The organism is Bordetella holmesii, assembly GCF_020735985.1.
Classification (GTDB): domain Bacteria; phylum Pseudomonadota; class Gammaproteobacteria; order Burkholderiales; family Burkholderiaceae_B; genus Bordetella; species Bordetella holmesii.
This window is the reverse complement of the sequence record NZ_CP085973.1, coordinates 2,609,408-2,634,191: the sequence shown is the minus strand read 5'-3', so window position 1 is coordinate 2,634,191 and position 24,784 is coordinate 2,609,408. Positions and strand designations below refer to the sequence as shown.

The 24,784-nt window shown below is 61.4% G+C and carries 24 protein-coding genes and 1 pseudogene; 20 read left to right on the top strand and 5 right to left on the bottom strand.

The features are described from left to right. Window positions 1-10: 10 nt before the first annotated feature. Entirely contained in the window at window positions 11-1,324 is a 1,314-nt protein-coding gene (locus tag LK440_RS12585; protein ID WP_005012138.1) for an MFS transporter, read from the bottom strand. 165 nt (window positions 1,325-1,489) lie between these two features. Between LK440_RS12585 and argE the strand changes: the two genes are divergently transcribed. From argE to LK440_RS12555, 6 genes and pseudogenes are all read left to right on the top strand, one after another. After that, entirely contained in the window at window positions 1,490-2,641 is a 1,152-nt protein-coding gene (argE, locus tag LK440_RS12580) for an acetylornithine deacetylase (protein WP_005012140.1), read from the top strand. Between the two features lie 140 nt (window positions 2,642-2,781). Next, on the top strand, window positions 2,782-3,981 hold the full coding sequence (gene trpB / locus LK440_RS12575) for a tryptophan synthase subunit beta (RefSeq protein WP_005012143.1): 1,200 nt from the start codon (window positions 2,782-2,784) through the stop codon (window positions 3,979-3,981). A gap of 5 nt (window positions 3,982-3,986) precedes the next feature. Then, window positions 3,987-4,841 (top strand): tryptophan synthase subunit alpha, encoded by an 855-nt coding sequence (gene trpA, locus LK440_RS12570; protein WP_017685948.1) that lies wholly within the window; start codon window positions 3,987-3,989, stop codon window positions 4,839-4,841. A gap of 29 nt (window positions 4,842-4,870) precedes the next feature. Continuing rightward, window positions 4,871-5,749, top strand: a complete 879-nt coding sequence (gene accD, locus LK440_RS12565) for an acetyl-CoA carboxylase, carboxyltransferase subunit beta (protein WP_005012146.1) — start codon at window positions 4,871-4,873, stop codon at window positions 5,747-5,749. 208 nt (window positions 5,750-5,957) lie between these two features. Next, window positions 5,958-6,503 (top strand): acyloxyacyl hydrolase, encoded by a 546-nt coding sequence (locus LK440_RS12560; RefSeq protein WP_005012148.1) that lies wholly within the window; start codon window positions 5,958-5,960, stop codon window positions 6,501-6,503. Between the two features lie 170 nt (window positions 6,504-6,673). Further along, a pseudogene (locus tag LK440_RS12555) lies at window positions 6,674-7,796 on the top strand (IS3 family transposase). Between the two features lie 86 nt (window positions 7,797-7,882). Here the strand turns inward: LK440_RS12555 and LK440_RS12550 are convergent. Further along, window positions 7,883-11,014 carry an Rne/Rng family ribonuclease gene (locus tag LK440_RS12550; RefSeq protein ID WP_005018874.1) on the bottom strand — a complete coding sequence of 1,044 codons (3,132 nt, stop codon included), beginning with the start codon at window positions 11,012-11,014 and terminating at the stop codon, window positions 7,883-7,885. Between the two features lie 525 nt (window positions 11,015-11,539). Here LK440_RS12550 and LK440_RS12545 point away from each other — a divergent pair. From LK440_RS12545 to msrQ, 4 genes are all read left to right on the top strand, one after another. Beyond that, window positions 11,540-12,499, top strand: a complete 960-nt coding sequence (locus tag LK440_RS12545; protein WP_025341345.1) for an RluA family pseudouridine synthase — start codon at window positions 11,540-11,542, stop codon at window positions 12,497-12,499. Window position 12,500: 1 nt separating this feature from the next. Then, complete coding sequence (locus LK440_RS12540; RefSeq protein ID WP_005012158.1) at window positions 12,501-13,157, top strand: HAD family hydrolase; 657 nt, start codon at window positions 12,501-12,503, stop codon at window positions 13,155-13,157. A 117-nt stretch (window positions 13,158-13,274) separates the two neighbouring features. Continuing rightward, a complete protein-coding gene (gene msrP / locus LK440_RS12535; protein ID WP_005012160.1) occupies window positions 13,275-14,234 on the top strand; it encodes a protein-methionine-sulfoxide reductase catalytic subunit MsrP in 960 nt (319 codons plus the stop codon). A gap of 12 nt (window positions 14,235-14,246) precedes the next feature. Further along, window positions 14,247-14,873: a protein-methionine-sulfoxide reductase heme-binding subunit MsrQ gene (gene msrQ / locus LK440_RS12530; RefSeq protein ID WP_005012162.1), complete on the top strand. Its 627-nt coding sequence runs from the start codon at window positions 14,247-14,249 to the stop codon at window positions 14,871-14,873. On the opposite strand, the gene LK440_RS12525 is transcribed toward msrQ, so the two are convergent. From LK440_RS12525 to LK440_RS12515, 3 genes are read right to left on the bottom strand one after another with little or no spacing between them, the layout of a single operon-like run. After that, a complete protein-coding gene (locus tag LK440_RS12525; protein WP_005012163.1) occupies window positions 14,854-15,636 on the bottom strand; it encodes an N-acetylmuramoyl-L-alanine amidase in 783 nt (260 codons plus the stop codon). The two genes, msrQ and LK440_RS12525, sit on opposite strands and share 20 nt — an antisense overlap. A 3-nt stretch (window positions 15,637-15,639) precedes the next feature. Further along, complete coding sequence (locus tag LK440_RS12520) at window positions 15,640-16,350, bottom strand: SAM-dependent methyltransferase (RefSeq protein ID WP_005018877.1); 711 nt, start codon at window positions 16,348-16,350, stop codon at window positions 15,640-15,642. Further along, window positions 16,347-16,940, bottom strand: a complete 594-nt coding sequence (locus tag LK440_RS12515) for a Maf-like protein (RefSeq protein WP_005012166.1) — start codon at window positions 16,938-16,940, stop codon at window positions 16,347-16,349. Before LK440_RS12515 ends, LK440_RS12520 begins: the two co-directional genes overlap by 4 nt. Window positions 16,941-17,157: 217 nt before the next feature. Here LK440_RS12515 and LK440_RS12510 point away from each other — a divergent pair, with 217 nt between their 5' ends. The 10 genes from LK440_RS12510 (at window position 17,158) to rpoE (ending at window position 24,784) form a co-directional block, all read left to right on the top strand. After that, the gene (locus LK440_RS12510; protein WP_005012167.1) at window positions 17,158-17,805 is read left to right on the top strand and encodes a YceD family protein; all 648 of its coding nucleotides are present in this window, start codon (window positions 17,158-17,160) and stop codon (window positions 17,803-17,805) included. A 52-nt stretch (window positions 17,806-17,857) separates the two neighbouring features. Next, window positions 17,858-18,040: a 50S ribosomal protein L32 gene (gene rpmF / locus LK440_RS12505; RefSeq protein ID WP_005012179.1), complete on the top strand. Its 183-nt coding sequence runs from the start codon at window positions 17,858-17,860 to the stop codon at window positions 18,038-18,040. Window positions 18,041-18,098: 58 nt separating this feature from the next. After that, entirely contained in the window at window positions 18,099-19,163 is a 1,065-nt protein-coding gene (plsX, locus tag LK440_RS12500) for a phosphate acyltransferase PlsX (RefSeq protein WP_005012183.1), read from the top strand. Continuing rightward, window positions 19,163-20,149: a beta-ketoacyl-ACP synthase III gene (locus tag LK440_RS12495; RefSeq protein ID WP_005012185.1), complete on the top strand. Its 987-nt coding sequence runs from the start codon at window positions 19,163-19,165 to the stop codon at window positions 20,147-20,149. The genes plsX and LK440_RS12495 overlap by 1 nt, the downstream gene beginning before the upstream one ends. Window positions 20,150-20,208: 59 nt before the next feature. Continuing rightward, entirely contained in the window at window positions 20,209-21,144 is a 936-nt protein-coding gene (gene fabD, locus LK440_RS12490) for an ACP S-malonyltransferase (RefSeq protein WP_005012186.1), read from the top strand. Between the two features lie 2 nt (window positions 21,145-21,146). Further along, on the top strand, window positions 21,147-21,896 hold the full coding sequence (gene fabG, locus LK440_RS12485; RefSeq protein WP_005012188.1) for a 3-oxoacyl-ACP reductase FabG: 750 nt from the start codon (window positions 21,147-21,149) through the stop codon (window positions 21,894-21,896). A 217-nt stretch (window positions 21,897-22,113) separates the two neighbouring features. Further along, window positions 22,114-22,353 carry an acyl carrier protein gene (gene acpP / locus LK440_RS12480; protein WP_005012191.1) on the top strand — a complete coding sequence of 80 codons (240 nt, stop codon included), beginning with the start codon at window positions 22,114-22,116 and terminating at the stop codon, window positions 22,351-22,353. Between the two features lie 171 nt (window positions 22,354-22,524). Beyond that, complete coding sequence (gene fabF, locus LK440_RS12475; RefSeq protein ID WP_005012192.1) at window positions 22,525-23,754, top strand: beta-ketoacyl-ACP synthase II; 1,230 nt, start codon at window positions 22,525-22,527, stop codon at window positions 23,752-23,754. After that, window positions 23,751-24,188 (top strand): hypothetical protein, encoded by a 438-nt coding sequence (locus tag LK440_RS12470; protein WP_017685322.1) that lies wholly within the window; start codon window positions 23,751-23,753, stop codon window positions 24,186-24,188. The genes fabF and LK440_RS12470 overlap by 4 nt, the downstream gene beginning before the upstream one ends. After that, window positions 24,185-24,784 carry an RNA polymerase sigma factor RpoE gene (gene rpoE / locus LK440_RS12465; RefSeq protein WP_005012194.1) on the top strand — a complete coding sequence of 200 codons (600 nt, stop codon included), beginning with the start codon at window positions 24,185-24,187 and terminating at the stop codon, window positions 24,782-24,784. Before LK440_RS12470 ends, rpoE begins: the two co-directional genes overlap by 4 nt.

Genomic DNA, 24,784 nt, shown 5'->3' with positions numbered 1-24,784 from the left:
TGCCGGAGGCTCAGTGGTCGTCCAGAGGCTGCCGGGTCTTGTCCTGGATGAAAAAGGAGGCCACCAGGCCCAGGGCGACCCCGAACATCACGTAGTAAGCCGGTGCCATCGGCGAGCCAGTGGTTTTGATTAGCCAGGTCACGATGAACTGCGCAAAACCGCCGAAAATCATCACGGCCACGTTATAGGCCAGCGACAGGCCGACCGAGCGCACTCGTGCCGGGAAGAGTTCCGCCATCACGGTGCTGAACACGCCGAAGAAAGCCGATACGAACAGGCAGACCACCAACTGTACAGTCAACAGTCGTTCGATCGATGGCGCTGCGGTCAGCCAGGCATAAAGCGGATAAAGCACCACCAGATAACCGATCAGCGAGCCGATGACCAGCGGGCGACGGCCGACGCGGTCTGACCAGGCACCCATGAACGGCGTGAGGACCACCATGACCGCCGCACCCGCCATTTGCACCAGGAAGGTCTCACTGATGGGCAGGTTGAGAATCTTGGTCGAGTACGTGACTAGATAAGTAAAGGTGATGTAGATGGATACCGTAGCGGTCACCACCAGCCCCACGCCGATCAGGGTTTCCCGCGTGTGGCGGGCTAGCATTTGCCCCAGGGTCAGTCGCTGCACGGCGCCACGGCTGGGGGCGCTTTCTTCAGCCTTGATGCGTTTGAACGTCGCGGTTTCGTCGAGGTTGCGGCGAATATAGATGGCGATAGGAACGATGACCAGCCCGAAAGCGAATGGCACACGCCATGCCCATGCCTCGATCTGCGCGGGCGTGAACACCTCGGTAATCAGCGTGCCGAAGGCGGCGCCGATGAGCAGGGCCAGCATCTGGCCTGCCATTTGCCAGGAACCGTAGAACCCGCGGCGCTCATCAGGCGCCATTTCGATCAGCAGCGCGGTGGACGTACCAAATTCGCCACCCGCCGAGAAGCCCTGCAGCAGACGGGCGATCAGGATGAAGATTGGCGCCAGAATGCCCGCGGCATGGTAGGTCGGAGCCACGGTAATCAGGGCGATGGACACCGCCATCAACGAGGTCACCAGCACCATGGCAGCTTTACGGCCCTTGCGGTCACCGTACAGCCCCAGCAGGATGCCGCCAACCGGTCGCATGAAGAAACCCACGCCAAAAATGGCGGTGGTCATCAAAATGGAGTTCAGCTCGCTGCCCGCTACGTTGGGGTCGACCGGGAAAAACAGCTTCGCGATGATCGGAGTCATGAAGGCGAAGACAAGAAAGTCGTACCACTCCAGAGCGTTGCCAATGACGGCCGCCACGATATTGCGGGTGGGAACTGCACGCTGCTGCACGATGAATCCTTAGAGTGTGGGGCCAGAAGAGGCGAATTTTAGGGGAAAATGCCGGCGAGGCGAGAAAACACCCGTCCAGCACCTGTGCGGCCCGCTCCCCTTGGCCGGGCGCGCATATCTGCGGCGGGTAGCCTAAACTCGAGGTTTTTCTCAAGGTTAGGCGATATGAACGCGCGCACGTGGTTGCAGACTCTGGTCGGATTCGACACCACCAGCCGGAATTCCAATCTGGCGCTCATTGAGACGGTTCGTGACTGGCTCAAGCAGCAGGGCGTACAAGCCTGGCTCGTGCACAATCCCGAGCGCACCAAGGCCAATCTCTTTGCCACCTTGCCGGCCAGTGACGGTGGTGTGCAAGGGGGAATCGTATTGTCGGGTCACACCGACGTGGTGCCGGTCGACGGGCAGGACTGGTCCACCGATCCGTTCACGCTGGTTGAAGCCGATGGGCGGCTTTATGGCCGTGGCAGTTGCGACATGAAGGGCTTTATTGCCGCATCACTGGCCTTGGTGCCCGAGTACCTGGCCATGCAGCGCAGCAAGCCGATTCACCTGGCGTTCTCCTATGATGAAGAGGTCGGTTGCGCAGGCGCCCCCTACATGATCGCCGACCTGCATGATCGCGGCATTCGTCCCGAAGGCTGCGTAGTGGGTGAGCCGACCGGCATGCAGGTCGTGGTGGCCCACAAAGGCATCAACCTGTTTCGTTGTCGTGTCCACGGCAGGGCCGCGCATTCTTCGCTGACCCCACGTGGTTGCAACGCCATTGAATACGCCGCCCGTCTGATCTGCCATATCCGCGATGTGGCCGACAGTTTCAAGGCCAATGGTCCCTACGACCAGTTCTATGACGTGCCGTTTTCCACCATGACGACCAATCAGATCCAGGGTGGCATCGCGGTCAATACCATTCCGGAGTCCTGCGAGTTTTCCTACGAATTCCGCAATTTGCCCGGTATGCCGGCCGAAGCCATCCAGGCCCAGGTCGAGACCTACGTGGCCGAAACGCTGCTGCCGCGCATGCGCGCCGAGTTCGGCGACGCCGCCATCGAGATCGAGCGCGGTGCAGCGGCTCCCGGCCTGGAGGCTTCCGAGCAGGCGGCGATTACCCAGTTGGTGCGTTCGCTGACCGACGATCGCAGCACCCGCAAGGTGGCCTATGGCACGGAAGCTGGTCTGTTTCAAGGCATAGGCATCCCCACTGTGGTCTGCGGTCCGGGTCATATCGAGCAGGCTCATAAACCCGACGAGTACGTTGCCCTGGATCAGCTGGCCGGGTGTGAAACCTTCCTGCGCAAACTGGGCCAGGCGCTCTGACGGCAGCGCCTGCGGGCATGGCCGGCCCCTGGTCCGCCATGCTCGGGTAAAATGTCGGGTTGCTAAACCGGTTCCGGTTGACGGCAGGCATCGGGCCTGTCGCCGTGCCAGACGCCGGCCAGATATCAGGTAGACCTCAGGTGAAACCTTACGACCTTCCGGATGCTAAGGGCCATTTCGGCCCTTATGGCGGCGTTTTCGTTGCCGAGACGCTGATGCATGCCTTGGCCGAGCTGCGCGCTGCCTATGACACGTATCGCGTGGACCCCAACTTCATCGAAGAGTTCAACTACGAGCTCAAGCATTTCGTCGGCCGGCCCAGTCCCGTCTACCATGCCGCCAGGTGGTCGAAAAAGCTCGGTGGTGCCCAGATCTGGTTCAAGCGCGAAGATCTCAATCACACCGGTGCGCACAAGGTCAACAACTGCATCGGTCAGGCCCTGTTGGCCAAACGTATGGGGAAACCTCGCGTCATCGCCGAGACCGGCGCAGGCCAGCATGGCGTGGCTTCGGCAACGGTGGCCGCCCGCTACGGCATGGAGTGCGTGGTCTACATGGGCAGCGAAGATGTGCGCCGTCAGGCCTCCAACGTTTATCGCATGAAGCTGCTTGGCGCCCGCGTCGTGCCGGTCGAGTCTGGGTCGCGCACGCTCAAGGATGCCCTGAACGAAGCGATGCGTGACTGGGTCACCAATATCGAAAATACCTTCTACATCATCGGTACGGTGGCCGGCCCGGATCCTTATCCGCGCATGGTTCGTGATTTCCAGACGGTGATCGGTAAAGAGTGTCTGGAACAGATGCCCGAGGCCACGGGCCGGCAGCCGGACTATGTGGTCGCCGCGGTAGGTGGAGGCTCTAACGCACTGGGTATTTTCCACCCCTACATCCCCTATGAAAACGTGCAGCTCATCGGCGTGGAAGCCGCCGGCGAGGGCATGGAGACCGGGCGTCATGCCGCGTCGCTGGCAGCCGGTCAGGTAGGCGTGCTGCACGGCAATCGCACCTATGTCATGCAAGATGCCGACGGTCAGGTACAGGAAACCCATTCAGTATCGGCCGGGCTGGATTATCCCGGTGTGGGCCCCGAGCATGCCTGGCTGAAGGACAGCGGTCGCGCCAGTTACGTCGGCATCACCGACGATGAGGCGCTGGCGGCCTTCCATGATTGCTGCCGGATCGAGGGCATCATGCCTGCGCTGGAGTCGTCTCACGCGATCGCGCAGGCCGTCAAAATGGCTCCGTCACTCTCGCAAGACAAGATCATTCTGGTCAACCTGTCGGGCCGTGGCGACAAGGACATGCATACCGTCGCCGAGCGCGGCGGCATTGAGCTTTGAACACCATGAGCCAACGTATCGCCGCTGCCTTTGAGCGCGTGGCCGCATCCGGCCGTGCCTCGGCACTCATCCCTTATATCGCGGCAGGGGATCCCTCGCCGGCGGCCACGGTGCCGCTGATGCACGCCTTGGTGGCCGCAGGCGCCGACATCCTTGAGTTGGGCGTACCCTTCTCGGATCCGATGGCCGATGGCCCGGTAATCCAGCGTGCTGCCGAGCGGGCGATTGCTCAGGGCATGGGGTTGTCGCGCGTGTTGCAGGCCGTAGCGGAATTCCGCCGTCAGGACCTGACAACGCCAGTCGTACTGATGGGCTACGGCAATCCCATCGAGCGCATGGGGCAGCAGGTTTTTGTCCAATCGGCCCGCGAGGCTGGCGTGGACGGCGTACTCGTGGTCGATTACCCGCCTGAGGAAATGGATGAATTCGGCGCGGCGCTGGAAGCGGCCGATATTGCTCCGATTTTCCTCATCGCGCCGACGACTACCGAAGCACGCATGCAGACTATCGGGCGCGCGGCCCGCGGCTATGCCTATTATGTGTCGCTCAAGGGTGTCACGGGTTCGGGCAGCCTCAATACCGACGATGTCGCGCAGCGCTTGGCCGTCATCCGCCGTCATATTGGCAAGTTGCCGATAGGCGTGGGCTTCGGCATCCGTGATGCCGACAGCGCCAGCCAGATTGCGCGTCATGCCGACGCCGTTGTCATCGGCAGCAAACTCATCGAAACCATGGAGCAGGCTGTGGCCGACGTGCCGCCTGCCCAGCAGACCGACGCCGCCATCAATGCTGCCAGCCTCTGGCTGGGCAGCATTCGTGAGGCGCTGGATCAAGTCAAACGAGAGCGCGCGCCGGCTTGAGCCAGCGCAAGCCGTCTACAGGAATACACATGAGCTGGATCGAAAAACTCCTGCCGCCTCGCATCAACAAAACCAGCGACAGTGGTGTGCGCCGGGTCCCTGAAGGTCTGTGGGTCAAGTGCCCGTCGTGTGAGTCCGTGCTCTACAGCGAAGACCTGGCGGCCAACCTGCATGTTTGCCCCAAATGCAGCCACCATATGCGCATCGGCGCACGCACGCGCATTGATTCGCTGCTGGACGTCGAAGGCCGTGTCGAACTCGGCCAGGAGACCCGTTCGGTCGACTCGCTCAAGTTCAAGGACACTCGCAAATATCCCGAACGTATCCAGGAGGCCATGAAGCAGACGGGCGAAACCGATGCGCTGGTCGTCATGAGCGGCTCCATCCATGGCGTGCCCGCTACGCTGGCTTGTTTTGAGTTTGAGTTCATGGGTGGTTCCATGGGTTCGGTAGTCGGTGAACGCTTCGTGCGGGGCGTCAAAGCCGCCATTGAACACAAGACGCCTTTCATCTGCGTGGCCGCGTCGGGTGGCGCGCGCATGCAGGAAAGCCTGCTGTCGCTCATGCAAATGGCCAAGACCAACGCCATGCTTACGCAACTGGCGCAGGCAGGTCTGCCATTCATCAGCATACTTACTGATCCCACCATGGGTGGCGTTTCCGCCAGCTTCGCTTTCATGGGTGATGTCGTGATTGCCGAGCCCAGGGCCCTCATCGGTTTTGCCGGTCCGCGCGTCATCGAACAGACGGTGCGCGAAAAACTTCCAGAAGGCTTCCAGCGTTCCGAGTTTCTGCTGCAAAAGGGCGCGATCGACATGGTGGTGGATCGCCGCCAACTGCGCGAGGAACTGGCCCGTTTGCTGGCCTTGTTGACGAATCAGCCGGCCGATCTCGTCACTACAACCTGAATTGCAGTTTAAACAGGCGGCAATCCAACGGGTTGCCGCCTATGCACTATTCCATAGAGCGAAGTAATGATTCGCTATTGCGCAGCGCCCTGTCGGTTTTTATGGATTTCGTGTTGCCTGTGTGACACATGAATGTCCGGTTTGTCCCTGCTTTCTGCTAAGGTTGTACGGTGTCTGTCTTCACAGATGAATGCACTTTGGAGTCCTTATGCACGGCCTGAACAAGAAAATCGCTTTGACCAGTATCGCCTCCTTGGTACTGGCTTTGGCTGCCGGTACTGCCCAGGCACAACAAGGCAGCGACGGCGGCGTCAGTGTCCATTACGGTATTGGTGATCACTACCAGCGCATCACGCTCAACTATGAAACCCCAACCTGGTGGAGCTACCAGTTCGGCAGCAATTGGGGCCGCCTGGATCTGAATGGCGAGTTCGGGGGGGCGTACTGGTGGGCAGATGGTTCGCGCGAACCCGGTCACGTCTGGCAGGCCAACGCAATTCCGATGTTTCGCTGGTGGGCAACCGACCGTTTCTATCTCGAAGCCGGTGTGGGCGCAACGGTCTTTTCTCACACCAGTTTTGCAGACAAACGTATCGGGTCGGCTTTTCAATTTGGCGACCACGTCGGCCTCGGTTTCCTGTTGACGCAAAACAGCCGTGTGGGCGTGCGTTATTCGCATTTTTCAAATGCCAATATCAAGAAGCCTAATCCTGGTCTGGATGTCGTCCAGCTGACATACACCTATCAGTTCTGATCTTGCTGCAGACTAGAAGCCGCTGATTACTTTATCGGCGGTTTTTTTTGTCTTGTCAGAATAATAGCGGCCTCAATGCTGAGCCACCTTGGTGATTGATTTCGCCGAGATGACCTGCTCCCCGTGATTAGTACGAAATCGATGTAGAGTCCGTTCCCAAAGGAATGGCAATGAAGAAACGATTTACGGAAGAGCAAATCATCGGCGTGCTCAAGGAAGCCGATGCAGGTGCCAAGCCCGCAGAGTTGTGCCGCAAGCACGGAATCTCCGAGGCAACGTACTACAACTGGAAGGCGAAGTTCGGTGGCATGACGGTGTCGGACGCTCAGAGGCTCAAGGAGCTGGAGCAGGAGAACAACAAGCTCAAGAAGCTGTTGGCCGAGTCGATGCTGGACAAGGCGGCGCTTCAGGATCTGCTAAGCCGAAAGTAGTCAGCCCGCAGGCCAAACGCGAGGCGGTCAGGACATTAATGACCGAGCGCAGCATGGGTGTTACCCGGGCCTGTGGGCTGGTAGGAATTTCGCGGTCGCTGTTTGCCTACGAGAGCACACGCTCAGGCGATGCTGCGCTGACCGAGCGCATGAAAGAGATGGCAGTGGCGAAACGACGCTACGGCTATCGGAGGATCCATGTGCTCTTACGTCGCGAAGGCTGGCAAGCAAATCACAAGCGAATCTGGCGGCTGTACAGTCTGGCAGGGTTAAGCGTGCGAAAACGAAAGCGTAAGCGAATCGCGGCGACCGAGCGCGTGGTTCGCCCAGCGGCAATCGCGCCGAATCAGAGTTGGTCAATGGACTTTGTGGCCGACGGCCTAGCCTATGGCCGCCGATTCCGCTGTTTGACTATCGTCGATGACTACACTCGCGAATGCCTGGCCATCGAGGTCGATACGTCGTTGCCGGGACTGCGTGTTGCCATGGTGCTGCAACGGCTGGCGGAGATGCGTGGCCTGCCGCGATCTATTACCGTGGACAACGGGCCAGAGTTCGCCGGAAGAGCCTTGGACGCCTGGGGGCCTACCAAGCAGGCGTAAAGCTGTCGTTTATTCGGCCGGGTAAGCCGGTGGAGAACGCTTATATCGAAAGTTTCAACGGCAAGTTCCGCGACGAATGCCTTAACGAGCACTGGTTCTTGTCCCTGCGACAGGCTAAAAGCTTGATCGAAAACTGGCGAGTCGAGTACAACACCGATCGGCCTCACAGCGCGCTCGGATATTTAACGCCGGCGCAATTCGTGCAGGCTCATCAGAAAGAAGGTCTTTTACCCCTGGGCTCTATGTCGGTGCCGTACTAAATCTGGGGGCAGGTCAGAGACACCAAGTTTTTGGGATACAAAAAAAACTGCCAGGCTTGGCCTGGCGGTTTCTATGTGCGCTTGATTTAACGCGCCGTTTCGACCTGCACCAGCGGTGCGGACGAGGCTTGGGCTACGGGCTTGCGCTCGCGTCCCAAGCGTGCCGGGGCTTGGTCTGCCGCGCTTTGCGCTTGAGATTGGGCCTGGCGGGCAGGGTCCGTTTGTACCCAGGTCAGGCCGGCGGCTTGGACCACGGCGTTCAGGGCCGCTTCGCCGACAACGATCGGAGCGGACGCCGGCTTGGGCGCGGCAACGACAGCGGCCGGTTCGGTCGCGGCCGGTTCGGCGGCGGTTTGCGCAGGCGTCGTCTGTGCAGGGACAACCGGAGCGACTTCGGCGGTCGCCGCAGCCGTATCGGGTTGGACCGCAGGCACGGCGGGGGCCGTAGCAACCACGGGTTCTGCCGCGGCCGGTGCCACGGTGGCTTCAGGCGTCACCGGAGCAACAGGAGCACTCGCCGGAGCCGCCGCGGGTTCTACCGCAGCAACCGGGCTGGCAGGTGCAACTGGCGCGGCAGGCACAGCCGCAGCGGTGGAGAGCTCCGACGCTCCGGCAGCAACTGGCGCAGCGGCAGCAACCGGGACAACGGCGTTGTCCACGGGGGCAGGCTTCGCGGGGGCGACCGGTACCGCAGCAGGGGCGAGGTCAGGCTGGGGCTCTTCGACCTTGACCGGTTCGGATGTGGCAGTGACACCATAGGCCGGTGCAGGAATCAGGGCCGAGGCGTTGCTCTGGGGTTCGTCGGCGTCGTCACCGGTTTCGATGGGCTGACCATCGGCATCCAGCGTGGCGCCGTCTTCCTGGCTGCGGCGACCACGGCGGCTGCGGCGGCGACGGCGCTTGCGCTCTGGGTCGGCCTGGCCTTCACCGTCGGCGCTCAACGGCGCCTCGTTGTCGGTACCCGTGATCTCTTCGTCGGCTGCGGGAGCTTGGACGGCGACAGCGGGTAGAGCCGAGGCCACGGACTCGGCCAGTGCCGCCACCATGGTTTCCTGCTCGCTCATCTTGCCTTCTTGAACATCGCCCTGCGCATCGATGGTGCCGTCTTCACGGCGACCCCGGCCGCGGCCGCGGCGATTGCGCCCATTGCGGGGCGTGGCCGCTTCGTCTGCGGTTTCCGTCGCGGCGGGGCGTGCGACGTTGGCCTGAGCTTCGACGTTGCGTGCCTGGCGGGCTTCGTTGCGCTGCTCGTTGCGTTCGCCGCGCGGTTCGGGGCGTTGGGCCTCGTTGCGGAGAGTATCGCTGCGTTGCTCTTCAGGACGGCGGCCGCCACGGACATTGCGCTGTTCCTGGCCTTCGCTGTCTGGGGTGCGACGGTTCCGGTTGCGATCGGCGCCATGGCGATCGCCACGGCGCTCCTGGCCATCGTGGCCGCGCTTGCCGCGGTTACCACCGGCACTGCGCTTGGCTTGTTCGGTGGGCTTTTCTACGGGCTTAGCCGGTTCATTGCCTCCTGACAGCCAGTTCATGAAACGCTTGAACAAGCTGCCCAGGCTGGCACCTTCAGCCGGCTTCTGCGTCGGGCTGACGGGGCTAGGGGCGGATACCGGTGCAGGCTGCGCCGGTGTGATGCCCTTGACCAAGGCCTCCGGGCGCGTCTTGATTTCCTGCTCGCGCGGGCTCCAGGTGAGATCGGTAGCCGGCGCTTCGGCCAGTTCGAAACTGGTCTTGGGCTCTTCGAGGCGCGGATCGTCGTGACGCAGGCGCTCGATATGATGATGAGGCGTCTCCAGGTGCTTGTTCGGGATGAGCACCAGGTTGACCTTCAGGCGGGCTTCCATCTTGGCGATGTCGGCACGCTTTTCATTTAGCAAGAAGGTAGCCACATCCACCGGAACCTGTGCATGCACGGCGGCGGTGTTTTCCTTCATGGCTTCTTCTTGCAGCAGGCGCAGCACGTGCAGCGCGCTGGACTCGGCGTCGCGGATCACACCGGTGCCCGTGCAGCGCGGGCAGGTGATGTGCGAGCCCTCGTTCAGGGCCGGGCGCAGGCGCTGGCGCGACAGCTCCATGAGGCCAAAGCGCGAAATCTTGCCCATCTGCACGCGGGCACGGTCAAAGTGCAGGGCGTCCCGCAGGCGTTGCTCGACAGCACGTTGATTCTTGCTGTCTTCCATGTCGATGAAATCGATGACGATCAAGCCACCGAGGTCGCGCAGGCGCAACTGGCGGGCCACTTCATCGGCGGCTTCCACGTTGGTGCGCAGGGCCGTTTCCTCGATATCAGCGCCGCGCGTGGAGCGGGCCGAGTTCACGTCGACGGCCACCAAGGCTTCGGTATGGTCGATGACCACGGCGCCGCCGGAGGGCAGTTGTACGGTGCGCGAGTACGCCGTTTCGATCTGGTGCTCGATCTGAAAGCGCGAAAAGAGCGGGATGTCGTCGCGATAGCGTTTGACGCGCTGGACATTGTCCGGCATGACCACGCTCATGAAGGCCGTGGCCTGATCAGCGATTTCGTCAGTATCGATCAGGATTTCGCCGATTTCGGGCGAGAAGTAGTCGCGAATGGCCCGGATAACCAGGCTGGACTCGAGATAAATCAGGATGGGGGCGGCATTGTCGCGGGCGGCTCCGTCGATAGCCGTCCACAATTGCATGAGGTAGGCAAGATCCCACTGCAACTCTTCCACGCTCCGGCCGATGCCGGCGGTGCGGGCGATGATGCTCATGCCTTGCGGCACATCGAGCTGCTCCATCGTGTCGCGCAGTTCCTGGCGATTTTCACCCTCGACGCGGCGCGAAACGCCACCACCTCGGGGGTTGTTGGGCATCAGAACGAGGTAACGGCCGGCCAGCGAAATAAAGGTGGTCAGGGCCGCGCCCTTGTTGCCACGCTCTTCTTTCTCGACCTGAACGATCAGTTCCTGGCCTTCCCGTAGCGCGTCTTGGATCCGGGCGCTGCGTACGTCCACGCCTTCTTTGAAGAAGCTGCGGGCAACTTCTTTGAAAGGCAGAAAGCCGTGTCGGTCTTCGCCGTAGTTGACGAAGCAGGCCTCAAGGCCGGGTTCGATACGGGTAATGACGCCTTTGTAAATATTGCCTTTGCGCTGTTCGCGGCCGGCGGTTTCTATATCGAGGTCGATGAGTTTTTGCCCATCGACGATGGCGACGCGTAGTTCTTCCTGGTGCGTCGCATTAAACAGCATGCGCTTCATGAGTGCGGTTCTCCGTAGTCAGGACACGCCGATATCGGCGCGTGACCTCGGGTCACTCGGGCTGCGACTGAAGCAAACAAGAAAAATGCGGACCGTACCTGAGCGGCGCTCAGGCGTATCCGCCGCGCGTCACGCGGGCACGTCGTGCCATAGGGCACGGGGTTCTGGCAGCAGGAGGGTCAGCTTCACTGGTAGTGGTTTGACGGAACGGTTGCTGTGAACGTCAGACGCCTTAAGGCGTCTGGTGCGTAATAAATATTCGACGATTCTTGCTGTGCTTCAGATCGCTTGCGGCTGGCAACGGATCTCTGCCAGGAAGGCGGGCACTGCATGCCACACCACCGTCCGGCAGATCGCGGTTGCGCCGGCGACCAAGTAAACCCAGGAGCTGAACGGAGACAGTACAATGGTGTCCCGCGCATCCGACGGAGACGCGCGAATCTCTCCGCATCTCAACGCCAGGCAAAACGGTGTCACACCCGCAAGAGCCTCTGTAGTTCAGCCCCTTAAGGCTGTCCCGATTATATGCCGCTTTCCGCAATGCGCAAACAGACTTCCCCAGTGCCTCTCTCTGTACGTATGGTCGAGGTCGAGGTGGGCCAGGAAGGCCAGCGCCTGGACAATTTTCTGCTCCGCCTGTGCAAGGGCGTTCCCAAGAGCCACATTTACAAAGCCATTCGTGGCGGTGAGGTGCGAGTAAATAAGGGACGAAGCAGCGCGGACTATCGCGTGGAGGTGGGCGATATCGTGCGGGTGCCTCCCTTGCGGCTGCCCGACCCCGGCGCGCCCAGGCCTGTACCCGCGTCAGAGTTTCCCATCGTGTTCGAGGACGACGCCATGCTCGTCATCGACAAACCCGCCGGTGTGGCGGTGCACGGCGGCAGCGGAGTCTCGTTCGGCGTCATCGAGCAATTGCGGGCGGCGCGGCCCGAGGCGCGCTTCCTCGAGCTGGTCCACCGGCTCGACCGCGACACTTCCGGATTGCTCATGGTGGCCAAAAAACGCAGTGCCCTGCTGGCGTTGCACGCCATGTTGCGCGAAGGGCGGGGCGGCAAGCGCTATCTGGCGCTGGTCGAGAGAGACTGGGTCAACGACCGTCAGCATATCCGCTTTGCGCTTACAAAATGGACGACCCAAAGCGGGGAGCGCCGGGTCAAAGTGGATCCCGAAGGCCAGGTGGCGCACACCATCGTGACACTCAAGCAGCGCTTCGGGGGCTACAGCCTGGTTGAGGCCGAGTTGCGTACCGGGCGCACGCACCAGATCCGGGTGCATCTGGCCGCCAGTGGCTTTCCCATCGTCGGTGATGATAAGTACGGGTCGGATGCAGTGAGGGCCGCCTTCGCCCGCCGAGGTTTTAATCGCATGTTTCTGCATGCCTATCAATTGACGCTGGACCACCCGCTCACGGGTGAGCGCTTGGATCTGGTGGCGGAACTGCCTGCTGCCTGTCGCAATCTGTTGCAGCAACTGGAGACAGCCTGATATGTCGTATGCAATGGTGGTGTTCGATTGGGACGGCACCCTGATGGATTCCACCCACAGTATCGTGGCGGCCATTCAGGCGGCTGCACGCGATCTCGATTTGCCTGTCCCCACGGCCTCGGAGGCCAGTTGGGTGATCGGGTTGTCGCTCGAGAGCGCGCTCAAGCGCGCCGTGCCTCAGCTCACGCCGGCGTTGATGCCACGCTTTTTGGAGCGCTACCACATCCATTACTTATTGCGCGATCCTGAGCTACGTCTGTTTGAGGGCGTGCGCGAACTCCTGGACAGCCTGGCCAGCCAGAACGTGCGTTTGGCTGTGGCCACCGGCAAGAGCCGTGTGGGTCTGAATCGCGTGTTGGCAGCCACTGGGTTGGGGCCGGTCTTCGATGCTACCCGCACGGCCGATGAAACCTTCAGCAAACTGCACCCTGAGATGCTGCACCAGATCATGAGCGATCTGGATGTGGATCCGGCACGGGTTGTCATGGTGGGAGACACCACCCACGACCTGCAAATGGCACTCAATGCCGGCGTGCATGGCCTGGGCGTTTCGTATGGCGCCCATAGCCTGGACGAACTGCAGGCTTGCGCCGCCCAGGCCATTGTGCACAGCGTGCCGGAAATGGCGCAGTGGTTGACGCCGCGCATCGCGGGCTGAGTGAGGGCAGGATAATATCGGACACAAAGGCTGATCACTCAGGGGAATTTTCGCGCCACTGGCCGCGTCTATAGTAGATAGCGCGCCAGCGTTATGGCCTGCCTACCGGAGTGTCCCATGCTGATTCGAAAGCCGTCCCCAATTTCCTCCTCGGAAATCACTCCTGAGGAAGTCTGGCGTTCCCGCCGCGAGTGGATGATGCGCAGCGCAACCGTTGCGGCTGCTCTCGGGCTGTCGGGCTGGGCGGGGCGCCGAGCCTGGGCCGATGAGGGGGCGTTGCCGGGTAAGTCCATGCCGCAATTTGCGGTTCCTGATCAGCAGACATCCTTCAAGGACATCACCTCGTACAACAATTACTACGAGTTTGGTCTGGATAAGGGGGATCCTGCCCGGGCGGCGGGCGCGCTCAAGACCCGCCCCTGGACGGTCAGCGTCGAGGGTGCGGCCGGCAAGCCGCGGGTTTTCGATATCGACGAGCTGCTCAAGCTTGCTCCCATGGAAGAGCGGATCTACCGTCTGCGCTGCGTCGAAGGTTGGTCCATGGTGATTCCCTGGGTTGGGTACTCCCTGTCCACGTTGCTCAAGCAGGTGGATCCCACGGGTAATGCCAAATATGTCGAGTTCGTAACGGCAGCCCAGCGTGAGACCATGCCAGGGCTGCGGTATCCGGTACTCGATTGGCCCTACACGGAGGTCCTGCGCATGGACGAGGCCATGCATCCTTTGACCATGCTGGTGTTTGGTCTGTACGGTAAAGTTTTGCCCAACCAGAATGGTGCTCCCCTGCGCCTGGCCGTTCCCTGGAAATATGGGTTTAAATCTGCCAAATCCCTGGTGCGTATCCGGTTGCTCGAGCAAGCTCCGCGCAGTAGCTGGATGAAGGCCGCGCCGCAAGAGTACGGCTTTTATGCCAACGTCAATCCGCAGGTTCCGCATCCGCGTTGGAGTCAGGCAACCGAGCGACGCATCGGCGAAGGGGGGATCTTCACGCCCAAACGCCCGACGTTGATGTTCAACGGCTATGCCGATCAGGTGGCCGGGCTCTATCAGGGCCTGGACCTGAAGGCTAACTACTGAGTCCGGCGCGGCATGGGCCAACGGTCGGTGCGTATCGTCGGGCAGGTAAAGCCCCTGGTATTTCTTCTGGGCCTGGTCCCAGCCTTGCGCTGGGTCTGGCTTGGGCTGCATGATGGTTTAAGTGCCAACCCCATAGAATTCCTGACCCGTTCCTCTGGAACCTGGGCACTCGTCTGTCTGTTGGTGACGCTGGCCATCACGCCGGTGCGTCGCCTGGTGCATCTGCCGGCGCTTGTGCGCTTGCGTCGCATGTGTGGCTTGTTTGCGTTTTTCTATGCGGCCTTGCACTTCACCGCTTGGGTGTGGTGGGACAGGGGGCTGGAGCTGGCATCCATGCTCCATGATCTTGCTGAGCGGCCATTCATTCTCGTGGGCTTCATGGCTTTTGTGCTCATGACTGCGCTGGCGCTGACATCCACCCAGGCAGCCATGCGTCGCCTGGGGCGCCATTGGCAGCAACTGCATCGAGCCGTCTATCTCATTGGCCTGTTGGCCGTACTGCATTATTGGTGGCACAAGGCTGGCAAGAACGATTTTCGCGAACCGTTGATCTACGGGGCGGTGCTCTTCGTGCTGCTGGGGTGGCGGGTAGCGGCCTGGGTGACCCGGCGCCGCGAGATCAGGGCTGGGCCTTCATAGCCTTCATGATGGCGGCCGTTTCAGCATCCGGCTGGCCATCGTAATGGGTCGGTCGATAATGCATTTGAAATGCCGTCAGCACATTTCGGGTGGCCCGATCGAGCTTGCCATGGCGCGGAGTGTCATAGCCGAGGCGGGCGAGTTCGGTCTGAAACCACGCGACGTCCGGAAGGCTTGCTGACTGGAGTCGCAACAATTGAGTTGCAGCCTCGTCTTCGTTGTACCAACGGCCTATGCCTTCCTGGGCCAGCGCCCTCCACGGGAAGGCCGGTCCAGGGTCGAGTTTGCGTTGCGGTGCAATGTCGCTGTGGCCGACGATGTTTTCGGGGCGGATGCCATGGCGGCCGGCGATCTCCCGCAGCAGATGCGACAGCGCGGTGATCTGCGCAGGCAGGTAGGGTGCATAAAGCAGCGTGCCGTCAGCCTGTTTTTGCCAGCCTGCATTGACGATCTCGATGCCGATCGACGTGAAATTCAGTGAGTTTTGTTCAAACCAGCGGCTGGCGCCGGCGTGCCAGGCGCTACGGTTTTCATCTACCAGTTGATACACGCGGGCATCCGGGCGGGCACTCACCAGATAATGCGCGCTGACCTGCGTCTGCGAGAGCAGCCGCAGCGACTCGGCGTCGTCGGCCGTAGTGTAGTGCAGCACGATGTAACGCACCCGGCTGCTCTGGCCCGTGGCCGTGACGGAGCGGTCCACGGTGCTGGCGCAAGCCGCCAGCATCAGGCAGGTAACGAGGGCTGCGGCCAGGCGCGGCATGATTTAGCGGGCCAGAAAGAGGAAGAGAGTGGGCTGTTTGTCCAGGTCGGGGGGGGCATCCTGCTGCCACTGCGCCACCGTACGGGTGCGCACCCACTCGCGCTCGGTCGATAATGATCTGGCCACGCACAGGCGAGTGTCGCCGCGCAGGGCAGCCAGCAGTGTGCCAAACATCGCCATATTGCGGTAGGGTGTTTCAATGAGCATCTGCGTCTGGTCATGCCGGGCGGAATGCTGCTCCCAGGCGCGCAACTGCTTGGCGCGCTCGGTCGCGTCAACCGGAGCATAGCCATGGAAGGCAAATCGCTGTCCATCCAGGCCGCTGGCCATAAGGCCAAGCAGGATGGAGGAGGGGCCTACCCACGGTTTGACCGTATAGCCCAGGCGATGGGCGACTGCGGCCACTTTGGCGCCAGGATCTGCCACGGCAGGGCAGCCGGCTTCGGACACCAGGCCGATCTCCTTGCCTGCTTTAATGGGAGCCAGCCAGGCTTCGATCTGGCGCGCATCGGCCTGATCGTTGAGCGTATGGATGGTTATTTCCTGGAGCGGATGTTCGGTGCCTATCAGTTTGAGAAAGGCGCGTGCCGTCTTGGCATTTTCGGCGATATAGCAGTCCAGCCTGCCGGCGAGGGCGCGGACGTCGCTGGGCAGCCAGCGCTCGACTGGAGCCTCGCCCAGGCCAACGGGGATTAGGTGCAGCGCGCCGCTCATGCGCCGCACCCCAGCGGAGGCAGGCCAAATCGCGTCAGCATTCCGGTCAGGGCGATCAGTGGCAGGCCGATAATGGCGGTGGGATCGTCGCTGCGCATGCTTTCCATCAGCACGATCCCCAGGCTTTCTGCCTTGGCGCTGCCTGCAGTATCGTAGGGGTGCTCGGCGTGCAGATAGGTGTCGATGTCGGCGTCGCTCAGTGGGCGAAATTTGCAATAAGTGATGACGTCGGTCTGTTCGGTTCGTTGCCCGTCCGTGACGGCCAGCGCGCTATGAAACTCAACCATTTGCCCGGACAGTCGCCGCAACTGAGCTTGTGCGCGCGCGAAGTCGCCGGGCTTGCCAATCGGTTGGCCGTCTATCGTCGCGACCTGATCCGAGCCGATCACCACGCTGCCGGGGTGTTGGCGGGCTACGGCCATGGCTTTTGCCACGGATAGACGCAGTGCGATCGCCGCAGGTGTCTCTCCCGGTTGTGGTGTTTCGTCCACATCCGGCGAAATACTCTCGAACGGCAGGCGTAGGCGCTCAAGCATGGCGCGCCGGTAGCGGGAGCTGGAGGCAAGGATGAGGCGAGAAGGCGTAGTCATGCGATATTTGACGGTGATCTGTAAGTCACGGTATTATCTAAAGTTTTGCGGCGATTTTGCTGCGTATTGATTACTTTGCTTGGCTGGATTTTCTTGTCGGAGTCGCCTTTGGTGGCATATGCGTGGCTATTGCCATGCGCTGCAATGCAATAGGTGCTTTCTGCGTGGGTTTGCAGTCTTTTGGCAAGGCGTCACCGTAGCGTAATGGCTAAAAACAATGGTTGATCCTGTAGAAAAAGCAGTGGTTAAGGCGTCTGGCGGCAATGCCGTAGTCGTGGATGCATATGCTATGGCGCGTCAGGGTCAGCAGGCATCCGGCGAGATAGCGCTTGCGAGGCTGTCGCGCTTCATGGAAGGGCTGCCCGAGCAGGCTGCCGGAGACGCGGGCATCGCTCGCTGGTCGGTAGTCGGCGAAGTGGGTAAAGGTACGGGCAAGTCGGGTGGCGTCATTTCCGGCCAGCCTTTGCTGCGCTTGCATATCGAGGCCAATCCGGTCCTGATCTGCCAGCGTTGCAACGCACCCTTTGTCCACCCGGTGGATTCCGAGGTGGTGCTGCAGCTGGTTGAGTCGGAGGATGATCTCGACGACGAGCTGGCGGATCTGCAGGATGCCCAGGAAGAAGGTTTGGATTTTGCGGCTGACGTACCTGAAAAGGTCGTGGGCTCGCATCGTTTCGATCTGTTGGCCCAGATCGAGGATGAGCTCATATTGAGCATTCCGTATGTGCCCCGCCATGATATCTGCCCGGATGCGTCTGGTCAGGCGGTGGGGAAAAAGGCCGCTTCGGGCGATGCATCGCAGGCGTCCGAAGTCAAGCGTCCCTCACCGTTTGCGGTGTTGGAACAACTGAAGCGTAAGAATTGAAATCAACTCGGGCGGCATTCGCGTACAATGCGGCCCGTTTCTAGGAGTCATCATGGCTGTTCAACAAAACAAGAAGTCCCCGTCCAAGCGCGGCATGCACCGCTCGCACGATTTTCTGGTGAACCCGCCGACGGCCATCGAGCCCAACACGGGCGAATCGCACCTGCGTCACCACATCAGCCCCAACGGTTTCTACCGTGGTCGTAAGGTCCTGAAGACCAAGGCTGACGAATAAGGCCTGTCGGCCGAACTCGTAACCCGGACCGCTTCGGCTGATTGCAGACCTGGCACCCGTGATACGCATCGCTATAGACTGCATGGGCGGGGACCACGGTCTGCCCGTCACCATACCGGCCGCGCTCGAGTTCGCCCGGCAATATCCGGATACCCGGCTGTTGCTGGTCGGGCTCCCCGACGCCATTGAAGCCGCGCTGGCCGAACATCGTTCGGTTCCGCGCGATCGTCTTGACGTCGTGGCTGCCTCCGAGGTCGTCACCATGGACGACCCGGTGGAGGTGGCTCTGCGCCGCAAAAAAGACTCGTCCATGCGACTGGCTGCTCAGGCCGTCAAGGACGGTCGGGCCGACGCCTGCGTGTCAGCCGGCAATACCGGCGCGTGGATGGCAATTTCCCGATATGTGCTCAAGACGCTGGATGGCATAGACCGGCCGGCGATCGCGACGTCCATCCCGAATCAGACGGGGGGCGCCACGACGGTGCTCGATCTCGGGGCCAACGTCGATTGTACGGCCGAGCATCTGCTGCAGTTCGCCATCATGGGCGCTGCGCTGGCGCAAGCCATCGATCATCTCGACCGGCCTACCGTAGGGTTGTTGAATATCGGCGAAGAGGTCATCAAGGGCAATGAAGTGGTCAAGGAAGCCGCCGAGTTGCTGCGAGCCAGTCCGCTGAATTTCCGTGGCAACGTGGAAGGCGACGATATTTTCAAAGGCACGGTCGACGTCGTCGTATGCGACGGCTTTGTCGGTAACGTCGTACTCAAATCCGTCGAAGGGTTGGCGAAGATGCTCTCCAGCGTCATTCGCGAAGAATTCAAGCGCAACTTCATCACGCTGCTGGCCGGCGCGGTTGCCACACCGGTGCTTAACCGGCTGCGCCGCCGCGTCGACAATCGCCGTTATAACGGTGCTGCCCTGCTTGGGCTGCGTGGTGTCGTGATCAAAAGCCATGGTTCGGCTGATGCCTATGCCTACGGCTTTGCGCTGCAGCGCGCGCGCGAGGCGGTTGCCAGCCGATTGCTGGAACGCACGGCCCAGACGGTGGCCGAGATCAATGAGCGCGTCCAACTGAACGAGGCTGCCGCGAATAATGCCGCGGCTGCGGGGGACACCGTTTGATGAGCAAGGCAATGAAATATTCGGTGATTGCGGGTTCGGGTGGATACCTGCCCGAGCGTGTGGTGTCCAACGATGATCTGGCCGCTGAACTGGCCAAGCGCGATATTCAGACCTCCGATGAATGGATCGTCGAGCGGACGGGTATCAGGCAGCGGCATCTGGCCGATCGTGGCGTGACTACCAGCGTGTTGGCGACTGAGGCTGCCCGGCGTGCGATGGCGGACGCCGGCGTGGGCCCCGATGACCTCGATTTGATCATTGTGGCGACGTCCACCCCGGATTTCGTATTTCCGAGCACAGCTTGCCTGGTGCAGGCCAACCTCGGCGCCAAGGGCCGTGCGGCGTTCGATGTGCAGGCCGTGTGCAGCGGCTTTGTGTATGCGCTGACAACGGCCGACAGCTTCGTGCGCGCTGGCCGTGCCCGCTGTGCCCTGGTGATCGGTGCAGAAGTCTTCTCCCGCATTCTGGACTGGAACGACCGGAGCACCTGCGTGTTGTTTGGCGATGGCGCGGGCGCCGTCGTGCTCAAGGCTTCCGATGAGCCCGGTGTCCTTGCTGCGCATTTGCATGCCGATGGCAGTCAGACCAAGATTCTGTGCGCAGCAGGCAACGTGGCCTACGGCGCCGTCACTGGCGATCCTTTCCTGCGTATGGATGGGCAGGCAGTGTTCAAGCAGGCTGTGACGGTTCTGGACCGGTCGGCGCGCGAAGTCTGCGCCGAGGTCGGCATGACCATCGATCAGGTCGATTGGCTGGTGCCGCACCAGGCCAACGTCCGCATTCTGAATTTTCTTGCACGTAAGCTCAACGTATCGGCTGACCATGTCGTCGTTACCGTTGACCAGCATGCCAACACCTCGGCGGCCAGTGTGCCGCTTGCCCTGGATGTGGCACGCCGTGATGGCCGCATCAAAGCCGGTCAGCATGTGCTGATGCAGGGCGTGGGTGGCGGATTCACCTGGGGCTCGGTACTGGCCCGCATGTAGTGCGGCCGGGCATGACGCCCGCCGCGCGGTTCGCTAACGTAAAGAGATCACGGACCACCATGAAACTCGCATTTGTGTTCCCTGGCCAAGGATCCCAATCCGTCGGCATGATGGATGCATGGGCCGGCAATGCCGCCGTGGCTGATGTGCTCGCGCGCGCCAGCCAGGCGCTGGGCCAGGATCTGGCCGCCCTGATTGCCCAGGGTCCGGCCGATCAACTCAACCTCACCACGAATACCCAGCCCGCCATGCTGGCGGCAGGTGTTGCCTGTTTTGCTGCCTGGCGTGATGCCGGCGGCCCATTGCCTGCCGTGATGGCCGGGCACAGCCTGGGCGAGTACGCGGCTCTGACTGCTGCGCAGTCCCTGGCGCTGGAAGACGCCGTACGCCTGGTGCGGATTCGTGCGGATGCCATGCAGGCTGCGGTGCCCGTGGGCACTGGAGCGATGGCTGCGATTCTGGGCCTGGATGACGATGCCGTCCGAGCAGCTTGTGCGCAGGGCGCTCAGGGCGAGGCTGTCGAGGCCGTCAACTTCAATGCGCCGGCGCAGGTCGTGATTGCCGGGCACAAGGCTGCCGTTGAACGCGCCTGCGAAGCCGCCAAGGCCGCGGGTGCCAAGCGCGCCTTGCTGTTGCCGGTTTCGGCGCCATTTCACTCCAGTTTGCTCAAGCCGGCAGCAGAGGTGCTGGCGAAGGCGCTGGCCGATGCCGCCGTGCATTCACCCGCGGTTCCCGTCATCAATAACGTGGATGTCGCGCTGCCCTCCGATCCTGCCGCCATCCGGAATGCCTTGGTCCGCCAGGCCTGGCACGCGGTGCGCTGGGTTGAAACCGTGCAAGCCATGAAGGCGCAAGGCGTCACGCACGTCATCGAATTTGGTCCGGGCAAGGTCCTGACCGGCCTGACCAAGCGTATCGATGGCGATCTGACCGGTCTGGCCGTGACGGATCCTGCTTCGTTGGATGCCGCGCTGGCGCTCGTCAAGGGAAATTGAGTATGGAACACACCATCAAGGATCTGGAAGGCAAGATTGCGCTGGTGACTGGCGCCACGCGTGGCATCGGTCGCGCCATTGCTCAGGAGCTGGCGGCTCGCGGTGCCAAGGTTGTCGGCACGGCCACGTCGCAGGCCGGTGCCACGACCATTAGCGAAGCGCTGGCTGCCAGCGGCGGCCGTGGCGTCGTACTGAACGTCACGGACGCTGCAGCCGTCGATGCGCTCATCGACGAGTTGGGCAAAGAGGGCGGTGGTCCGCACATCCTGGTCAACAACGCCGGTATTACCCGCGACACGCTGGCCATGCGCATGAAGGACGACGATTGGGGCTCGGTGATCGACACCAATCTGAGCTCGGTCTTTCGTCTGTCGCGCGCCGTACTGCGCAACATGATGAAGGCACGCTGGGGTAGGATCATCAACATCACTTCCGTGGTGGGTTCGGCCGGCAATCCCGGCCAGGCCAACTACGCGGCCGCCAAGGCTGGTGTGGCTGGCATGACGCGCGCCCTGGCGCGCGAACTGGGCAGTCGCAATGTCACGGTAAACTGCGTGGCTCCCGGTTTCATTGATACCGACATGACACGTGTCCTGGGCGAAGAGCAGACCGCAGCCCTTTTGCAACAAATTCCGCTGGGGCGCTTGGGTGCCCCGGCCGATATCGCCAATGCGGTCGGCTTCCTGGCCAGTCCTTCGGCGGGTTACATTACGGGTACCACCCTGCACGTCAACGGCGGGATGTATATGTAATAAATGCGGCATGCTGGCGTGGCGCAACAGCCGGCCAGCCTGCCGCGGCGACACCCGTGACCCATGTATCGGACCTTCCGTAGCATGCGGTCCGGCCCCCCTTGCCGACAGGCTGGGTGAGGTCGAAAAAACGCGGTGTTTTTTTCTCACGGCCCGGCGTTTGCATTCCTCAACGCTTGGCTATAATTCGCGGGATTTTTCCCAATTGGAGATCTGCATGGAAAGCATCGAACAGCGCGTCAAGAAGATCGTCGCTGAACAACTTGGCGTGAACGAAGCCGAGATCAAGAACGAGTCCTCCTTCCTTGACGACCTCGGTGCCGATTCGCTCGACATGGTCGAGTTGGTCATGGCCCTCGAAGACGAGTTCGAGACCGAGATCCCCGACGAAGAGGCTGAAAAGATCACGACCGTTCAACAAGCGATTGATTACATCAATTCGAACGGTAAGCAGTAATCAGCACAAGCCTATCTATCCGGCGTTTTCGGACGCAGGAGTCAGGGCGGTTTTAGGTATAGCCATGCGACCCGCGCGGGGACGCATCCGGCCGGGCAGGCCCGGTGATTCCGCGTGGTTTGTCAGGTCAACCAAAAACCGCCTTTATTTTGTCTGTTTGAGGAGTCATCCGTGAAGCGACGTGTCGTCATCACCGGCTTGGGCATCGTTTCCCCCGTGGGCAACGATCTGGCCACCGCTTGGGACAATATCGTCAACGGACGTTCTGGCATTGGCCGTATCTCGCGATTCGATCCGTCGGCCCTGACCACCCATATCGCGGGCGAGGTCAAAGGCTTTGACGTCACGCAATACGTCCAGCCCAAAGAGGCGCGCCAAATGGATACCTTTATCCATTATGGTGTGGCCGCCGGCGTGCAGGCGTGGCGCGATTCGGGTCTAGAGGCCACCGAAGAAAATGCCGATCGCATCGGCGTGATTGTGGGTTCGGGCATAGGCGGCCTGCCGCGTATCGAAGAAACGCAGACGGATCTGCTGGCCAAGGGCCCGCGCCGGATTTCGCCGTTCTTCGTGCCGGGTTCGTTGATCAATCTGATTTCCGGCCATCTGTCGATCATGTTTGGTCTCAAGGGGCCGAGCTACGCCGTAGTCTCCGCCTGCACAACCGGGCTGCACAGCATCGGTGATGCGGCCCGTCTGATTGAGTATGGCGATGCTGACGTGATGATTGCGGGCGGTGCCGAATCGACCGTTTCTCCCCTGGGCATCGGTGGCTTTGCCGCCATGCGCGCGCTGTCCACGCGCAATGACGATCCGACCACGGCCTCGCGTCCCTGGGATCGTGACCGGGACGGTTTCGTGCTCGGTGAGGGTGCTGGTGTGCTCGTGCTCGAAGAGTATGAACACGCCAAGAAGCGCGGTGCGCGTATTTATGGTGAGTTCGTGGGCTACGGCATGAGTTCGGATGCGCATCACATCACCGCGCCTGACAAGGACGGTCCGCGCCGCGGCATCGTCAATGCCTTGCGCAACGGGGCCATCAATGCCGCAGACGTCGATTACGTCAACGCCCACGGCACCTCGACGCCGCTGGGCGATAAGAACGAAACCGACGCACTGAAGCTGGCTTTTGGCGATCATGCGCGCAAGCTGGTTGTCAACTCGACCAAGTCCATGACGGGGCACCTACTCGGTGCGGCCGGCGGCATCGAGGCGGTTTTCACGACCCTGGCTCTCTACAACCAGGTCTCGCCTCCCACCATCAATATCTTCAATCAGGATCCTGAGTGCGATCTGGACTATTGCGCCAATGAAGCTCGTCCGATGAAGATCAATGTCGCGTTATCCAATTCCTTTGGATTCGGCGGCACCAACGGCTCGATGGCTATTCGCCGGATTTGACGTTGGATCTGGGCCAAGTGTGGCAATTCGAGGTGCCTGCCGGCTTGCCGGCAGGCACCCGTTGGCCCGTTGCCGGGCCTGTGTTGCTGATGGCGATGGCTGGGGCTGCCCAACCATGGCTGCTGGCGGCTTTGCCGTTGGTGTTACGCCGGCCGGCCCAGGCGGTGCAGGCGCTGCGCGTGCACCCCGACCCTCAATTCTGGCAGGCGCGTTGTGCCGGCAATGTCTGGCGACCCGTTCATTTGCGCGACGCCGTGCGCCATCAGAGCCATCTGGCCCTGACGCTCGAGTTGCATGGTGACGAGTGTGTTACAAACAGCAAGATCAACTGCTCCGTCTGGCCTGACACCATGGCACCGCATCATTGGCGCCGGCTGAACATAGTTACCGGGGTCGGAGGTTGCAAAGTGGCATATCGAAAAGGGGTGTCATGAGCGAACGCGACGTCGACGCCGAGCTTGTTGCGCGTGTGCAACGCGGCGACAAGAAAGCATTCGACCTGCTGGTGCTGAAGTACCAGCGCAAGATCCTGCGCCTGCTGGCGCGAATGATCCGCGACCCGGCCGAGATAGAGGACGTGGCGCAAGAGGCATTTATCAAGGCGTATCGGGCGCTGCCGCAGTTTCGCGGCGAAAGCGCCTTCTACACCTGGCTCTATCGTATCGCCATCAACACCGCCCGCAATTGGCTGGCCTCGTCGGGGCGTCGCCCTAGCGCGCCCAACGCAATTGAGACCGAAGATGGTGAAACTTTTAACGAAACCGACAACCTAACCGATATAAGCACGCCGGAAGCAATGTTCGCCAGCCGCGAAATTGCCGAGACAGTCAACGCCGCCATCGAGGAATTGCCCGAAGAGCTGCGCACGGCTATCGTCCTGCGTGAAATCGAAGGTATGAGTTACGAAGACATCGCCCAAAGCATGGACTGCCCCATCGGTACGGTTCGCTCTCGCATATTTCGTGCGCGGGAAGCGATCGCCAACCGGTTGCGCCCCCTGCTTGACACCGATGCCGAGCGTCGCTGGTAA

Coding starts and splice junctions, on each gene's coding strand:
- acpP (WP_005012191.1), top strand. CDS start 22,114: ATGGAAAGCATCGAACAGCGCGTCAAGAAGATCGTCGCTGAACAACTT.
- msrP (WP_005012160.1), top strand. CDS start 13,275: ATGCTGATTCGAAAGCCGTCCCCAATTTCCTCCTCGGAAATCACTCCT.
- LK440_RS12525 (WP_005012163.1), bottom strand. CDS start 15,636: ATGCCGCGCCTGGCCGCAGCCCTCGTTACCTGCCTGATGCTGGCGGCT.
- LK440_RS12550 (WP_005018874.1), bottom strand. CDS start 11,014: ATGAAGCGCATGCTGTTTAATGCGACGCACCAGGAAGAACTACGCGTC.
- LK440_RS12520 (WP_005018877.1), bottom strand. CDS start 16,350: ATGAGCGGCGCGCTGCACCTAATCCCCGTTGGCCTGGGCGAGGCTCCA.
- msrQ (WP_005012162.1), top strand. CDS start 14,247: ATGGGCCAACGGTCGGTGCGTATCGTCGGGCAGGTAAAGCCCCTGGTA.
- fabD (WP_005012186.1), top strand. CDS start 20,209: ATGAAACTCGCATTTGTGTTCCCTGGCCAAGGATCCCAATCCGTCGGC.
- accD (WP_005012146.1), top strand. CDS start 4,871: ATGAGCTGGATCGAAAAACTCCTGCCGCCTCGCATCAACAAAACCAGC.
- LK440_RS12510 (WP_005012167.1), top strand. CDS start 17,158: ATGGTTGATCCTGTAGAAAAAGCAGTGGTTAAGGCGTCTGGCGGCAAT.
- rpoE (WP_005012194.1), top strand. CDS start 24,185: ATGAGCGAACGCGACGTCGACGCCGAGCTTGTTGCGCGTGTGCAACGC.
- LK440_RS12545 (WP_025341345.1), top strand. CDS start 11,540: ATGCCGCTTTCCGCAATGCGCAAACAGACTTCCCCAGTGCCTCTCTCT.
- LK440_RS12560 (WP_005012148.1), top strand. CDS start 5,958: ATGCACGGCCTGAACAAGAAAATCGCTTTGACCAGTATCGCCTCCTTG.
- fabG (WP_005012188.1), top strand. CDS start 21,147: ATGGAACACACCATCAAGGATCTGGAAGGCAAGATTGCGCTGGTGACT.
- rpmF (WP_005012179.1), top strand. CDS start 17,858: ATGGCTGTTCAACAAAACAAGAAGTCCCCGTCCAAGCGCGGCATGCAC.
- argE (WP_005012140.1), top strand. CDS start 1,490: ATGAACGCGCGCACGTGGTTGCAGACTCTGGTCGGATTCGACACCACC.
- LK440_RS12495 (WP_005012185.1), top strand. CDS start 19,163: ATGAGCAAGGCAATGAAATATTCGGTGATTGCGGGTTCGGGTGGATAC.
- trpA (WP_017685948.1), top strand. CDS start 3,987: ATGAGCCAACGTATCGCCGCTGCCTTTGAGCGCGTGGCCGCATCCGGC.
- LK440_RS12515 (WP_005012166.1), bottom strand. CDS start 16,940: ATGACTACGCCTTCTCGCCTCATCCTTGCCTCCAGCTCCCGCTACCGG.
- LK440_RS12540 (WP_005012158.1), top strand. CDS start 12,501: ATGTCGTATGCAATGGTGGTGTTCGATTGGGACGGCACCCTGATGGAT.